Annotated in this window: 6 protein-coding genes; 2 read left to right on the top strand and 4 right to left on the bottom strand. The window is 71.5% G+C overall.

Annotated features, from left to right (window positions below):
- Window positions 1-6: 6 nt before the first annotated feature.
- The 3 genes from trpS to ACGGZK_RS16925 are packed head-to-tail and all read right to left on the bottom strand — an operon-like array spanning window position 7 to window position 3,236.
- Window positions 7-1,017: a tryptophan--tRNA ligase gene (trpS, locus tag ACGGZK_RS16935; RefSeq protein ID WP_395243788.1), complete on the bottom strand. Its 1,011-nt coding sequence runs from the start codon at window positions 1,015-1,017 to the stop codon at window positions 7-9.
- A gap of 34 nt (window positions 1,018-1,051) precedes the next feature.
- Window positions 1,052-1,888: an exodeoxyribonuclease III gene (locus tag ACGGZK_RS16930; protein WP_395243787.1), complete on the bottom strand. Its 837-nt coding sequence runs from the start codon at window positions 1,886-1,888 to the stop codon at window positions 1,052-1,054.
- Between the two features lie 10 nt (window positions 1,889-1,898).
- Entirely contained in the window at window positions 1,899-3,236 is a 1,338-nt protein-coding gene (locus ACGGZK_RS16925) for a YihY/virulence factor BrkB family protein (RefSeq protein WP_395243786.1), read from the bottom strand.
- Between the two features lie 190 nt (window positions 3,237-3,426).
- On the opposite strand from ACGGZK_RS16925, the gene ACGGZK_RS16920 reads away from it, so the two are divergent.
- The gene (locus ACGGZK_RS16920; protein WP_395243785.1) at window positions 3,427-6,429 is read left to right on the top strand and encodes a VWA domain-containing protein; all 3,003 of its coding nucleotides are present in this window, start codon (window positions 3,427-3,429) and stop codon (window positions 6,427-6,429) included.
- A gap of 432 nt (window positions 6,430-6,861) precedes the next feature.
- Window positions 6,862-15,108 carry a VWA domain-containing protein gene (locus ACGGZK_RS16915; RefSeq protein ID WP_395243784.1) on the top strand — a complete coding sequence of 2,749 codons (8,247 nt, stop codon included), beginning with the start codon at window positions 6,862-6,864 and terminating at the stop codon, window positions 15,106-15,108.
- Between the two features lie 175 nt (window positions 15,109-15,283).
- On the opposite strand, the gene ACGGZK_RS16910 is transcribed toward ACGGZK_RS16915, so the two are convergent.
- A complete protein-coding gene (locus ACGGZK_RS16910; protein ID WP_395243783.1) occupies window positions 15,284-16,045 on the bottom strand; it encodes a succinate dehydrogenase iron-sulfur subunit in 762 nt (253 codons plus the stop codon).
- Between the last annotated feature and the right edge of the window lies 1 nt (window position 16,046).

Here is a 16,046-nt window from a genome sequence, read left to right as displayed (position 1 = left end):
GCGGGGTCAGCGGCGGCGGAGGAAGCCGACGCGGTCGTACACTGTGGCGAGCGTGCGCTCCGCGCGCTCGGCCGCCTTGTCAGCGCCGATCGCGAGCAGGCGGTCGAGCTCGGCGGGGTCGGCCATCAGCTCGAGCGTGCGCGCCCGGATCGGGGCGAGGGCGTCGACGACGGCCTCGGCCAACTCCTTCTTCAGGTCGCCGTACCCGCGCCCGGCGTACTCGGCCTCGAGCTCGGGGATCGTGCGGCCCGTGACGGTCGCGTAGATGTCGAGCAGGTTCGAGATGCCGGGCTTCAGCGCCGGGTCGTAGCGGATCTCGCGCTCGGCGTCGGTGACCGCGCTCTTGATCTTCTTCGCGGTGACATTCGGCTCGTCGAGCAGCTTGATGAGCCCGGCCTCGCTCGCCGCCGACTTCGACATCTTCGACGTCGGCTCCTGGAGGTCGTAGATGCGGGCCGACTCCTTCGGGATGTACGCCTCCGGCACGGTGAACGTGTCGCCGAACCGGCTGTTGAAGCGGCCGGCGAGGTCGCGGGTGAGTTCGAGGTGCTGCCGCTGGTCGTCGCCCACCGGCACGAGGTCGGTGCCGTACAGCAGGATGTCGGCGGCCATGAGCACCGGGTAGGTGAACAGGCCGACGGTCGTGGCATCCGCCCCCTGCTTGGCCGACTTGTCCTTGAACTGCGTCATGCGGCTCGCCTCGCCGAAGCCGGTGAGGGTGCCCAGCACCCAGGCGAGCTCCGCGTGCGCCGGCACGTGCGACTGCACGAACAGCGTCGAGCGCTCGGGGTCGATGCCGGCGGCCAGGTACTGGGCGGCCGTGCGCCGGCTCGACTCGCGCAGCGCCTTCGGGTCCTGCGCGACGGTGATCGCGTGCAGGTCCACGACGCAGTAGATGGGGTCGACCTCGTCTTGGAGCTTGACCCAGTTGACGAGCGCCCCCAGGTAGTTGCCCAGGTGCAGGGAGTCGCTGGAGGGCTGCATGCCGGAGAAGACGACGGGACGTGCGGAGTTCATGGGAGTCCTCGGGGAAGCGGTGCGGGTCGTGGGATCAGATGGCGTAGTCGACGACGACGGGAGCGTGGTCGCTCCAGCGCTCGGCGTAGGTCGGCGCGCGGTCGACGGCGTAGTCGACCACGGTGTCGGCGAGGGCGGGCGTCGCGAGCTGGTAGTCGATGCGCCAGCCCGAGTCGAGGTCGAACGCCTTGCCGCGCCACGACCACCACGAGTAGGGGCCGGGCACGTCGCCCGCCGCCCGGCGGCCGACGTCGACCCAGCCCAGGCCGGCGCCGGCGTTGTAGCCGTCCTCGTCCTCCGCGCCGAGGAACCGGTCGAAGTACGCGCGCTCGACCGGGAGGAACCCGGCCTTCTTCACGTTGCCCTTCCAGTTCTTGATGTCGAGCGTGCGGTGGCCGACGTTGAGGTCGCCGACGATGAGCGCGTACGGGGTGTGCTCGGCGAGGCGGGGCATCCGCGCCTCCATCGCATCGAGGAAGCGCTGCTTGTCGACCTGCTTGGGGGTCTCGGCCTCGCCGGTGTGCACGTACGTGCTGACGACGGTGACGACGCGGTCGCCGACCTCGTAGTCGGCCTCGAGCCAGCGCCCCGCGGTGTCGAAGTCGGTCGCACCGAACTCGACACGGTGGATGTGCGCCTTGCGCCGGCTCGCGATCGCGACGCCGGCGCGGCCCTTCGCGGTCGCCGGGTCGTGCAGCACGTCCCACTCGTCGCCGAGGAGGGCGACGAGGTCATCGGTGGAGGCGCGCACCTCCTGCATCGCGAGGATGTCGACGTCGCGGGCCGCGAGCCAGTCGCCCATGCCCCGTCGGTACGCCGCCCGGATCCCGTTGACGTTGGCCGTGGCGACGCGGAGGGGCTTCTCAGGCATGCGATCGATCCTAGGCGAGGGGACCGACATCCCCCGTCCGGCCGTCGGCGTCCGACGCCCGCGCGGATGCCTCCAGTCGCACGAGCTCGGCCTCGGCCCGCGACAGCCGGCGCTTGGCCGGAAGCCGCTCGTACCAGTTGGCGGCCGCGAGGTCCGCCCGTGCGTGGCGCACGGCGACGCGGGCGGCCGTCAGCACCGCCTCCCGCTCGCGCTCGCGGCGCTCGGCCTCCAGCTGCTCGGGGGTCACGAGGCGCATCGACTCGTGCGCGTCGCTCGCCTCCACGGCGACCCAGCTCGCCGCCACGAGGATCACGATGCTGGTCGTCCGGAACCAGAGCAGCAGGCCGATGAAGACCGCGAACGTCGCGAGCAGCGGGTTGTTGCTCGTGAACGCGAGCACGACCGAGCTGAAGAGCTGCAGCACGGTCAGGCCGGCCGAGCCGAGCAGCGATCCGACCCACATGCGCCGCCACGGCATCGCCGCGCCGGAGAGGAAGCGGAACAGCGCCGCGAGCGCGAGCGTGTCGATCGCGAACACGACCAGCAGGGCGCCGAACTGCACGATGTACGTCGTCGACGTCGACGAGTCGTCCCAGCCGATCATCCCGAGCGACCAGTCGATGAAGTTCGTCGCCGCGATCGACAGCGCCGTCGCGAGCAGCAGGGTGAGCCCGAACACGAGCGCGGCGAGGAGGTCGCGCGCCTTCAGGAGCACGTAGGAGCGCATGTCCTTCGGCAGGCCGAACATGCTGCGGACGCCGATGCGCGCGTAGGTGACGAACCCGATCGCGGTCCAGATGAACCCGCCGAGGGCGATCGCGCCGGTCCAGCCGAAGACGCCGGAGTTGTCCTGCGCGATCTGCTCGAGGGACTCCTCGGTGATCACGCCCGTCGGCCCGATCAGCCCTGGGGCGTACGTGTTGACGAGCGTGACGAAGGCCGTCATCGCCGCCTGGTTGCCGATCAGCCAGATCCCGGCGACCGCGAACAGCACGTAGACGCCCGCGAAGACCGCGAACAACGACTGGTAGGCCATGCCGGCCGACATGATGAAGCCGTTCTGGGCGAGGAACCGGCGCCAGACGCGGATGGGGAACCACGCCATGGTGCGGCGGGTCAGCGTGGTGACCGTGCGGATCTGGGGGTCGAACCGCTCGCGCAACGGCACGCTCGCCTGCTCGATGCGCTCCTTCGCGGTGGGGTGCGGCTCCTCGATCCCATCGCCCGCGACGGCGGATGCCTCGCCCTCGGGCCGTCCGTTGCCGCGGCCGTCGGCGCGCCCGTCGTCGGCGCGCGGCTTCACGTCACCGGCGCGGCGGCCGCCGGCGGGCCCCCGGCTCCCGCTCACGCTCCCACCCTAGCGATGGGGGTGCTTCCGGCCCGGATGTCGGGCCATCGCGTCGATACCCCTCGTTCGGGGGTGATCTCGAGAAATCCTTTGCGAACTCCGCGGCCGCTTGGAAAGACTGGGCTGGCTGACCGTTGACCCGACTTCGAGAAGCGCTTCCTTTCCCCCTTGCGCATTGGAGCGGTCAACAGTGATCAACCCTGCCCTCAGGCGACCCCGAAAGCCCCACCGCCCCACCGGCTCCCGCGCGGCGATCGCCGCCCTGGTCGTCGCCGGCCTCATCTCCGTGGGCGCCCCCTCGCTCGCGCTCGCCGAAGGGCTGTCGCGGACGGCGGAGACCGCCGCGGTCGTCGAGGCGAACGCGCCGGACGCCGCCGGCTCCGGCGGGGAGGCATCGAGCGCGGAGGCATCCGCGTCGGAGTCGGCGGCGTCCGGCGCCGGGGTGCCCGAGGCGGGCGGGCCCGCCGATGCGGCGCCGGCCGGCGAGGGCTTCGGGCCCGCGCCGATCGCGAAGGAGGCGCCCGGAACCGAGGCGCCCGGGACCGACGCGCCCGACGGACCGGAGCCCGGCGCCGAGGTACCGAGCGCGGTCGCGGAGGCGGGTGCGGGCGACGGCGACCCGGTGCCGGGTGCCGAGGCGAGGTCCTCCGCCCGCGCCGCCGCGGCCGCCGTCGACCCGCGGATCACCCCGAACCCCGACCTCCAGGACGCCTGCGGCATCGACGTCGCGTTCGTGCTCGACAAGTCGAAGTCGCTCGGGGCGTCCGGCATCGTGAGCCTGAAGTCCGCGACGAACGCCTTCGCCGCGGCCCTCGTCGACACCGGGTCGCAGGTGTCCATCACCGCGTTCGACCAGGATGCGACGGTGCTGCTTCCCGCCACCGACCTGACCTCGGCCGGGCTGCCCGCCATCCGCGACTCGTACGCCGGCCTCGAGTTCGGCGGCTACACCAACTGGAAGCGCGGGCTCCAGGTCGGCCACGAGACGTTCCCCGGCTTCGCCGACGGCCGGGCCGAGCTGACCATCGTCATCACCGACGGCCTGCCCAACACGGTCGATCCCTCGAAGCCGGCCGAGTTCCCCGACGGCTCGTTCGCCGCGGTCGCGCCGGCGGTGCTGCAGGCCAACGACGTCAAGCTCAGCGGCTCGCACGTCCTCGTCGTGGCGGTCGGCCCGGAGGTCGCGCTGCCGCCCATCGAGGCCATCTCGAGCCCGGTGGAGTTCGACGGCGACGACATCAGGACGGCGGGCTACGTCACCTCGACCGACTATTCGACCCTGGCCGACGACCTGGCCGGCATCGCCCATGCCCTCTGCGGCGGCACCGTCACGATCCACAAGGAGATCGACGGCGAGCCCGTCCCGGGCTGGGAGTTCTCGACCGACGCCGAGGACGTCGCCCCCGCGGTGCAGCGGACCGGCGAGACCGGCGCCACCCAGCCCTTCCGGGTCGGCGGCTTCGAGGAGCCCACGCGCACGATCGAGTTCACCGAGGAGCACCGACCGTTCCACTCCTTCGAGTCGGTCGTCTGCGAGGACTCGTCGGGAGCGCCGGTACCGAGCTCCAGGACCGGCGACCTCACGTTCGCGGTCGAGGTCGCGATCGACGCGATCGTGCACTGCACCGTCGTCAACGACGCCGAACGCGGCGTCTGGAAGGTGACCAAGTCGTCCGACCCGCCGAGCGGCTCCACGGTCGCCGTCGGCGACCGGATCGAGTACACGCTCGCCGTCGAGCACGTGAGCGGCCCGAAGGTCACCGACCTCGACATCGACGACGACATCTCGCAGCTCGCGCCGTTCGTCACCTTCGACGGCTTCGTCGGCACGCCGCCGCTCGAGTACGACTGGGACGGACTCGGCGAGGGGCGGCTCAGGCTGAAGCTCGCCGCCCTCGAGGAGGGGCAGGTGCTCCAGGTGCGGTACGTCGTCACGGTCGCGGCCGACACGCCGCCCGGCACCGTGCTCCGCAACCGGGTGCTCACCGCCTGCGCCGCCGTGGAAGGACCGGCGGTGCCGGACGGCTCGTCGTCGGCGGTCGCGCAGCAGGACCCGTGCACGACCGAGCACCTGCTGCCGGGCGTGCGGATCGAGAAGCTGTGGGAGCACGACGGCGGGCCGAACCCGGTCGACTCGGGCGACACCCCGCCGGACGTGATCACCTACACGCTGCACGTGTGGAACGACGGCTCGGGTCCGGTGCACGCGCCGGTCGTCGGTGACGTCCTGCCCGAGGGCACGGCGTTCGTGCCCGGCTCCGAGGTGCTGCCCGAGGGTTGGGAGCTCGACGACTCCGTCGACGGCGGGGTCGGGTTCGTGCAGGCCGAGCCGGGCGCGTTCGCGCCGGTCGCGTACCCCGGCCTCGAGTTCCGGTTCGACGTGCGGGTGGGCGAGCTCGCGCACCCCGACCTGACGGTGCCGATCCCCGACCTGGTGAACGACGCCTGCGTCGTCGCGGGGCTGCCGCCGGCAGGGGAGCAGGGCGAGGGCGAGGCGCCAGGCGCGCTCGCCGCGGTCGATCCCGACCCCGAGCTGCTCGCGGCGGGACTCGCAGCCTGCGCGGATGCCACGACGCCCGTGAAGTCCGTCGCCATCGACGGCTTCGCGCAGTGCGTCAACGACACGCCGTGGTTCGAGTACTCGGTCACTCCGTACAACTTGAGCGCCCCGCTGCCGGCGGTCGCGCTGATCTGGTGGACGACGGAGGCGTACGCGGCGCACGATCCGTCCATCGAGGCGGGCGATGAGGCGGCGATCCTCGCCGACGGCGCCTCCCAGGTCGACTACCTCGCGGTGCCGGCGGGTTGGGAGCCGGGTGATGCGATCACCGGCCGTCAGCTCTGGCCCGGAGCGGCGATCGACGCCGACGGGAACCCGATCGACTGGCCGGGCTGGACCCTGCTGCCCGACGGCACGTGGATCCTCGACCCCGACGCGCCGTTCTACGACCTGCGCGAGGACGCCGTGGTGGAGATCCGGGTGAACCCGTCGTCGGCGGAGGTCACGGCGTACCCGCCGCCCACGCCCGACTGCAACGCGGCGCCGCGCAACACGACCGCGACGGCGAATGGCGGGGGGCTCGCCGGGACGGGAGCCGATCCCGTGCCGCCCGTGCTGCTCGGCGGCGCGCTCCTGCTGCTCGGCGCCGTCGCCCTGGGCGCCCGCACGGTCGCGCGACGTCGCGCCGAGTGACCCGGCGACCTGCATCGCGCTGAGGGCGAGCTGGAACGCGCGGTGACTGTGGGGCGGGGGCGCGACCCCGCTCCACCGATCCGGGTTCGCGCCTCCGATTCGAAAACCCTACCCCCAATTCGGGGGGTAGGGTTCTCGGAAAGTGCTGGTCAGGGGAGGGAAACGAATGTGAGTGTCCCTCGTAGTGGGGACGCCCTCAGGGTGTCCCGCGCGAGCAACGCCCTGCTTGACTCGCCGTAGTATGCGCAGTCCTCCGGGGGAGAGTTGCGCAGATCCGAACACTTGGGGGAACCGAAGATGTCTTTCCCGACCGCTTCAGACCGCACCGGACTCACTCGCAGGGAACTCACCGCCCTTCGGCGCGCACGCGCCAGGCGCCGCCTCGCCAGTGGGATCGCCTCCGTCACCGTCGCCGCCCTGCTGGCGCTCGGCATGCCGACGGTCGCGTCCGCCGAGGAGACGCCGCCGACGGATCCTGCGACGACCACGCAGACGACCGAGGCGACCCCGACGGAGGAGCCGTCGGGCGAGCCCGCACCGGATGCGTCGACACCGCCGGCCGAGGATCCGGCCGCGACCGATCCGCCCGCGGAGACCCCCGACGCATCGGAACCGCCCGCCGAGGAGACGCCCGACGAGGTCGTCACCGAGGAGCAGCCGCAGGAGGCCGCCCGCCTCGCCGCTCCGGAGGACGAGGTGGCGACGCTCGTGGTACCCAACCCCGGCGCGGGCCAGGCCGTCATCACCGTTCGGACGGGTGACACCCGCAGCCTCGCCGACCCGAACTCCATCTCGCCGCTGGCGGGCGTGCAGCTCGGCCTGTTCACCGCCGCAACCGGCGGGACCCAGCTCTTCACGTGTACCGCAGACGCCGACGGCGACTGCAACTTCGTCGTGCCCGACACGGGCCCCGGCGGCGCGAACCGCGACCGCGAGATGTACGTTCGCCAGATCGCGGCGCCCGGAGGGTACTTCACGAACCCGCAGCTGCGCACCGGCGACGCCTTCGGCGGCGACAACCAGCAGACGCCCTACAGCTTCCGCGTCGGCGCGCTCGTCGGGGGGACCTGGCAGGTCCGCGAAGGCCAGACGTACCGCACGACGCCGCCCGCGACCTTCATGGTCGGCACCGGCAACACCAACCGCATCGCGTCCGGCGGTGTCTGGCAGACGTCGCGCACCAACCCGGTGCTGCCGCAGCAGTGCGGCCTCGACATCGCCCTCGTCATGGACCTCTCCGGTTCGGTGAACCCGTTCGTGGACCAGGCCCGCACCGCGGCGAAGACGCTCGTCGACGCGATGGTCGGCACGCCGTCCCGCATGGGCCTCTTCACGTTCGCCGCGGCCGCGCCGGCCAACGCCACGAACAACCAGAACCGTCCGATCACGGCCGTGTCCACGGCGGCGGGCGCCTCGACGGTCAAGACCTGGATCGACGGCCTGACCGCGCCGACGAACGGCACGACGAACTGGGACCGCGGCCTGTACCAGGTCGCCCAGGTCGCCACGGTCTACGACGTGGTGATCATCCTCACCGACGGCAACCCGACCGTGTACGGCACCGAGACCGCGCCCGGCAACTTCACCCGCACCCGCGAGGTGGAGAACGCGATCTTCTCGGCGAACGCCGTCAAGAACAAGGCCACCCGCATCGTCGCCCTCGGCGTCGGCAGCGGCGTGAGCGCCCCGTCCACCGCCCTGAACCTCCGGGCGATCTCGGGTGGAACGGCGTTCAACGGCTCCAACTCCGCGACCGCCGACTACTACCAGACGGCCGACTACGCGGCCGCCGGCCAGGCGATGCGCGACCTCGCCCTCGGCAACTGCCAGGGGTCCGTCAGCGTCGTCAAGCAGGTCGTCCCACCAAGCGGTGACCTCGGGCTCGCGCAGCCCGCGGGCGGCTGGGCGATCGGCGCCTCCGGGCCCTCGGCGGGCATCACCGTCGGCACCCCGAACCCGGCCGACGGGCTGACCGCGGCGGGCACCGGATCGATCAGCTTCCCGCTCGACTTCGCGGGCGGGACGACCGGCGGGACGGTCACGATCCGCGAGACCAACCAGGCCGGATTCACCCACCTGCCCCAGGCCGGGGTGAACGCCGTCTGTCGCGACCTCAACACGAACACCGTGATCCCCGGCGTGGTCAACGCGCCGGACGTGGCCGGACAACCCGGCGTGATCGTGCCGGTCTCGACGTCGACGGCGGCCAGCTGCGTGTTCTACAACCGGCAGCCGAACCCACCGGCGACGATCGTGGTCCAGAAGCTCTGGGCGGTGAACGGCCAACCGCCCGTCCCGCACGGCACGCAGGACCCGTCGCTCAACGCGAACGCGTCGGTGAACGGCGTCGTCACGGGCTTCGGCGACTCCACCGGTGGGTTCACGCAGGGCCAGACGATCCCCGTGAACGAGAACGTCGCGACGCTGCCGACGCTGTGCACGCTCGTCTCGAAGCAGGTCACGCAGTTCAACGGCGCGCCCGCCTCCTTCAACCTCGCGGGCGGCGACTACCAGGCACTGCTCGCCTCGGGCACCAACACGGTCCAGATCACGAACACCGTGACCTGCCCGTCGCAGCTGACGCTGCGCAAGGACGTCGACGGCGACGGGGTGGCCACCAACCTGTGGACGCTCGACGCGCTGACCCCGGCGGGCGGCATCGCGTTCCCCGCCGGCAGCGACTCCGGCGCGGGCGTCACCGCCCCGGTCACCCCGGGCCTCGTCTACCCGCTCGCCGAGTCCGGCGGCGACCCCCGGTACGTGCAGGTCGACAACCGCGACCCGGTCCTGGCGGTGCCGGGATCCACGGGAAGCTGGGCGTGCGTCCCGCTCGACGCGAACGGCAACCCGACCGGCGGCAATGCCGGTGGCCTGAACGGCGGCGTGATCGTCGGCTTCGGCACCTGGGTGCAGTGCACCGCGGTGAACCAGACCGCGCAGCTGACCCTCGTCAAGCAGGTGCAGCCGCTCGCCGGCGTCACGTCCGATCCGGCCGACTGGAACCTCACGGCGACGCCGCAGTTGCCCCCGGTTCCCGGCCTCGACGCGCAGACCGTGACCACCGGCACGACCATCTCGGTCCGGCCGGGCAAGGCCTACGACCTGTCCGAGTCGACGGTCTCCGGGTTCGAGCAGGTCTCCCTGCAGTGCAACACCGGCGACGGCTACGTGGATGCCACGAGCGTGACGCTGCCGGCGAACGGAGTCGGCACCTGCCTCTTCGTGAACCGGCCGATCCCGCCGAAGCTGTGGCTCGTGAAGGTGGTCTCGCCGAGCGGGGCGGCCGACCCGTCGGCATGGACCGTGACGGCGACCGGTGACGGCGGCGCGATCGTCGCGCAGGGTCCCGGCGGCACCGGAGGCTACGTCGAGGTCCCCGCGGGCCAGGACTTCGCGCTCAGTGAGTCCACCGTGCTGCCGGATGCCGATGACTTCACCGCGTCGTGGGGCTGCTCCGGCGGCACGCTGACGGGCACGACGCTCTCGGCGCTGAACCCGGGCGACACCGTCATCTGCACGGTCACGAACACGCTCGAGCCGGTCGTCCCGACGATCACGAAGACGGCGGCGATCCCGACGGCGAACGCCGACGGCACCTGGACGATCACCTACGACATCGTGGTGACGAACCCCAGCCCGTTCCTCGACCTGACCTACCAGCTCGGCGACGACCTCGAGTTCGGCTCGAGCGTGACCGTCAACAGCGCGAGCTACCAGCGCACCCTGCCGGCACCGCCGGGCGCGTCGACGCCGTTCTCGGCGCCGATCACCGACCCGCAGCAGTTCGCCGACGAGCCGCTGCTGGCGAGGGGCACCTCGCACACGTGGCAGGTGACGGTGAACGCCACCGTCGCACCGGGAGCCGACTTCTCCGGCTCGACCGAGGAGGCCTGCGATGACGGCACGCCCGGCACCGTCGGGTTCCTGAACACCGCCAGCATGGTGGTCGACGGCCAGACGTACGAGGCGCAGGACTGCGAGCTGCCGGTGAAGCCGACGGTCGTGAAGACCGGCGGCACCGCCGTCGACAACGGCGACGGCACGTGGACGCTCCCGTACACGATCACCGTCACCAACCCGTCCGCCGACACCGGGATCGTCTACGACCTGGAGGACGTGATCGACCTTCCGGCGAGCGTCACCGAGGTCGGCGTGGCGACCGCGACCGGACCGGTCCCGCTGGTCGTGACCTGGACGGGGCATGCGCCGAACACGCTGCTCGCGAACGACGTCGCCCTGGCCGGCACGGCCGGGATCGACCAGCACGTGTTCACCGTGTCGGTGACGGTGCAGATCGATGCCGCGGACGGCGGCTTCATCTGCCCGTCCGAGGACGGCCTGAACAACGACGCGGTCGTGCGCAGCGGCAACCAGGTGATCGAGGACGACGCGTGCGTCGAGATCACCCCGCCGACCATCTCCCACGACAAGGTCGTCGTACCCGGCTCGGTGAGCCAGGACGCCGACGGGTCGTGGCGCATCACCTACCGCATCGTCGTGACGAACTCGTCCGCGGTGGGCGGCGTCTACACCCTGGGCGACACGCTGCTCCTGGGGGCTGGCGTCGACTCGTCGGCGGCGAGCTACGCGGTCACCCTCGACGGCGCGCCGCTCGGCACGCCGTGGGCGGGCTCCGGTCCGCTCGTGACGAACCGGTACCTGCCGGGCACGTCCGGCGCGCCGGGCTCGAATGTCGACACGTTCGAGATCCTCGTGACCGGGCTCACCCTCGACGGCCCGACGCTCACGCCGGCCCAGACGGCCTGCCCGCCCGAGGGCAACACCGCCAACGGCGCGTTCAACAACGCCGCGGTGCTGCAGAGCGGCGGCGTGACCGACGTCGACACGGCCTGCGACTCGCCCAGCGCGCCCACGGTCGTGAAGTCGGGCGCGACGGCGGCGCAGCAGCCGGATGCCACGTGGAACGTGAGCTACACGATCACGGTGGACAACAGCCTGCCGGGCGCCAAGTCCGTGTACTACTCGCTGACCGACACGCCCGCCTTCGCCAGCGGCGTCGTGTACAACACGGTGTCGATCAACGGCGGTGCCGCGGTGCCGTACGCCGGCGGAGCGATCACCCTGGCGACCGGGGTGCCCATCCTGGGCGGCGACCAGGCGGTCCACACGCTCGTCTTCAACGTCGACGTTCCGGCGGGCGCGGTCGATCCCGACGACATCCGGTGCCTCGCCGAGACGCCCGGGAAGGGCTTCTTCAACTCGGTGGTGGTCACCAGCGGTGAGATCGTCGACGAGGACACCGACTGCACCGCCATCGTCGAGGGCGGTAAGCCCACGGTCGACAAGAGCGAGGGCACGGCGACGCAGGACGGCGACGGCCTGTGGACGATCGAGTACGACGTGACGGTGACCGGCAACGCGGAGTTCCTCAGCCGGTACACCCTCACCGACACGCTCCGGTTCGGTCCCGAGGTCGACGTCCAGTCGGCCGAGTGGGAGCAGACGGCGGGCGGCAGCGACACCGGATCGTGGAGCGACCCGGCGGGCCAGCCGACGACGACCATCGTGCCGACGCCGCGCCTGATCGGCATCGACGGGGTGCACGTGTACCACGTGACGGTCACCGCGCTGGTGTCGAAGGACGCCTTCGACGACCCGACCACGAACACCTGCCAGCCGAGCGAGGGTGCGCCGAACGTCGGCTTCCTGAACGAGGCGACGCTGACCAGCGGCAACAGCACCCAGTCCGACACGGGCTGCGCGCTGCCGGCCGCCCCGGAGATCGTGAAGACCGCCGACGGGCCCGCCGTGCGCGACGGCAGCGGCTGGATGGTCTCCTACACGGTGACCGTCCACAACACGAGCCCGACGCAGGCGCTCGTCTACGACCTCACCGACACGCCCGACTTCTCCGACTCGGTCACGATCACGGAGCGCGAGGTGACGAGTTCGGATGCCACGGTGAACCCCGCGTGGAACACGGTGCCGCCGACGACGGACGTGGTGGTCGAGGACCAGGAGCTCCTGGGTGACGAGACCGACGTGTTCACGGTGACGGTGCGGTTCACCGTCGCCGACGTGGCCGACGACCCGTCGCTGCGCTGCGAGGGCGAGGGCGGACGCGGTCTCCTGAACGGGGCGATCGCGGTGTCCGGCGACTCGTGGACGAGCGAGGACTGCGTCGACGTGCCGGTCATCGTGATCCTCGAGAAGCTCTGGGTGATCGACGGCGGCGAGCCCATCGCCTGGGACAGCGACGACCTGCCCGACGGCTTCACGGCGCAGGCCCTGCTCGACGGCGAGCCCGTCGACTGGAGCGCGGAGAACGGGCCGTACGCCGTCGGTGACGAGGTCGGCGTCGATGAGACCGACGTCCTCTACCCGGACGGGTGCGAGCTCGTCGACTGGTCGGGCGTCGGCGACTTCGTGCTCGCCGGCACGGTGAACGAGTTCACCGTCACCAACTACGTTGACTGCACGCAGACGGTGAACCTCGAGAAGTTCGTCGACAACCAGTACGGCGGCACCGCGGTGCCGACCGACTGGACGGTGTCGGCGAGCGGCCTCGACGACGGGTTCGGCGGGTCGGGCACGGCCAGCGGTCCCGTCGACGTCGGCGTCGGCTACACGCTGAACGAGGTGTCCATGCTCTGGGCCGACGGCGTCGCCTACGAGGTGCAGTCCACCTGGACCTGCACGTCCGAGCAGGGCGACGACGCGTTCACGCTGGTCTCGGCGGAGGGCGCGACGAGCGCCACCCTCACCGTGACCCAGCTCGGCGCGACCGTCGACTGCGAGATCTGGAACACCGACATCCAGCCGACGCTGACACTCGTCAAGCACGTCGAGCCGGAGGAGGTCGCCGGGGAGTTCCCGCCGACGCTCTGGTTCCTCGCGGCGTCGTCCGAGGGCACCGCGGTGGTGTCGGGCGACGGCACCGCGACGGGCGCCGTGACGTCGAACGTGCCGTACGAGCTCACGGAGGAGAGCGACTCCCCGTGGGCCCCGCTCTTCACGGCGAGCCCGTGGACCTGCACCCTCGACGAGGGCACCGGTGAGGTGATCTTCGACGTCGAGCTCGCGGAGGTGACGCTCACCCCCGGCCAGCAGGTGACGTGCGACATCACCAACACGGCTCCCGAGTTCGACGTGGCGCTCGAGAAGACGTACGAGCTCCCCGAGGGCGAGACGGCCGTCGAGGGCGGTGACGAGTTCTTCTGGATCCTCACGGTCACGAACCTGGCGGATCCGGTCATCGGCCTCGAGGTGACGGACGAGATCGACCCGACCGTCGAGGTCATCGGGCCGGCCGAGTTCGATCCGGCCGCAGGCTGGACGCAGACGTCGGGCGACACCGACAGCAGCTTCGCGGCCGAGTACGCCGGGGTGTACCCGGCGGGCGCGGTCACGACGATCCGCATCCCGGTGCGGATGCTGCCGGAGCCGCCGATCGTGACGCCGCCGGCCGTCGACCCGAACGCGCCGCCGCCCGACGTGCCGCCGCTGAACACCGACCCGATCCCGAACGAGGCGTGCGTGGCCATCACCGGCCCGGTCGTGGAGGACCCGGGGCTGCAGCTCCAGCTCGCCGCGGTCGCCGCGCTGCCGCCGATCCTGGACGACCGCAACCCGGACAACAACTGCGATGACACCGAGGTGCCCGTCAAGCGCATCGCGCCCGCCGCGTACGTGCGATGCATCGCGGATGTCCCGTGGCTGTACTTCGACATCCAGACGACGGACAACGTGGCCCCGGCGCCGATCACGGTGACCTGGACCTCGGCGGACGGCAGCCTGGTCAAGGTCGAGCAGGTCGAGTGGGATGCGCGCAACGGCCGGCTCCTCTGGCCGGGGGCCGCGGTCGACGCGAACGGGATCCCGTACCAGTTCCCGGGCTGGCGGCCCATCACGGAGGAGGACCTCCTGAACCCCGGTTCGGTCGTCCCGGGCACCCGGTTCCTGGACCTCATCCTCGACGAGACGGTGCCGACGTTCCCGTGGCGCGGTGAGACGTACACGCCGACCGGCGACCCGTCGAACCCCTACACGGTGACGACCGAGCCGCTCACGGTGACGTTCTCGATCAACCCGTCGCAGTCCGTCCTCGCGGTGTACCCGCAGGCGCTGCCGACGTGTGCGATCGACCGGCCGCCGCTGCTCGACATCGTGAAGACGTCGAGCGTGACCACGGCGACCCCGGGTTCGGACTTCTCGTACACGCTGTCGGTGAAGTCGACCGGCATCGGCGCTGCGTCGCCGGTCGAGATCTTCGACGAGATCCCGAGCGACCTCCGGGTCAACACGATCACCACCGCGGGCGCTCCGACGTTCCCGCGCTGGGAGGGTTGCGCGGTGACCGGGAAGAACGCCCAGGGCTACGGCGGGACGCTGCACTGCACGCTGAACGGCGTGCTCGGGCCGAACATCCTGACCGCACCCGACATCGTGCTGGGCGTCACCCTGAACCCGTCGACGAAGGCGACGAGCATCACCAACACCGGTGAGGTCTGCTACTCCGACGCCGATGCGACCGAGGTGCCGCCGCTGGTGCTCTGCGCCGACTCGTCGGTGAAGGTGAACGTGCCGCAGCCGCTGGCGGGCACCGGCTTCCCGGGCGACTGGCGCTGGTACGCCGCGGTGCTGATCCTGCTCGGCGGCCTCGTCGTCGGCCTCAACGCGATCCGTCGCCGGCGACCGGCGGAGGCCCGAGAGGAGTGATCCATCCGGGCTCGGCCCGTCGGGAGCGCAGCGCACGACGGGCCGAGCCACCGCTTCCCGGGAGCACGCCGAGGGGGGAACGGCGCCCGGGATGAGCAGAGGGGCCGATGCCGGCAGGCATCGGCCCCTCTGCGGTGCTCGATCGGGGTCGTCCAGCGGCGACCCGCGGTGCGTCCTACGGGCGACCCCGCATGACCGCCTGCTTGACCTCGGCGATCGCCTTCGTGACCTCGATGCCGCGGGGGCACGCCTCGGTGCAGTTGAAGGTCGTGCGGCAGCGCCACACGCCCTCCTTGTCGTTCAGGATGTCGAGGCGGACCTTCGCCTCGTCGTCACGCGAGTCGAAGATGAAGCGGTGCGCGTTCACGATCGCAGCCGGGCCGAAGTACTGGCCATCGGTCCAGAAGACCGGGCACGACGACGTGCACGCGGCGCAGAGGATGCACTTGGTGGTGTCGTCGAACCGGGCGCGGGCGGCGACCGACTGGACGCGCTCCTTGCCGGGCTCGGGCACGGTGTTCGCCTGCAGGAACGGCTGCACCTCGCGGAAGCTCGCGAAGAACGGCTCCATGTCGACGACGAGGTCCTTCTCGAGCGGCAGGCCCTTGATGGCCTCCACGTAGATGGGCTTCGTGATGTCGAGGTCCTTGATCAGCGTCTTGCACGCCAGGCGGTTGCGGCCGTTGATCCGCATCGCGTCCGACCCGCAGATGCCGTGGGCGCACGAGCGGCGGAAGGTCAGCGACCCGTCCTGCTCCCACTTGATCTTGTGGAGGGCGTCGAGCACGCGGTCGGTGGCGTACATCTCGACGTCGAAGTCCTGCCAGCGCGGCTCGGCGTCGACCTCGGGGTCGAACCGGCGGATCAGGAACGTGACGGTGAACGACTGGACGGGCGCGGCGGCGGCCGGCGGCTGCTCGAGGGTGGCGGTGCTCACG

The sequence above is a fragment of the Agromyces sp. MMS24-K17 genome, assembly GCF_043950245.1.
Classification (GTDB): Bacteria; Actinomycetota; Actinomycetes; order Actinomycetales; family Microbacteriaceae; genus Agromyces.
Note: the sequence above shows the minus strand (reverse complement) of the source record. Positions and strands in the feature narration are given on the sequence as shown.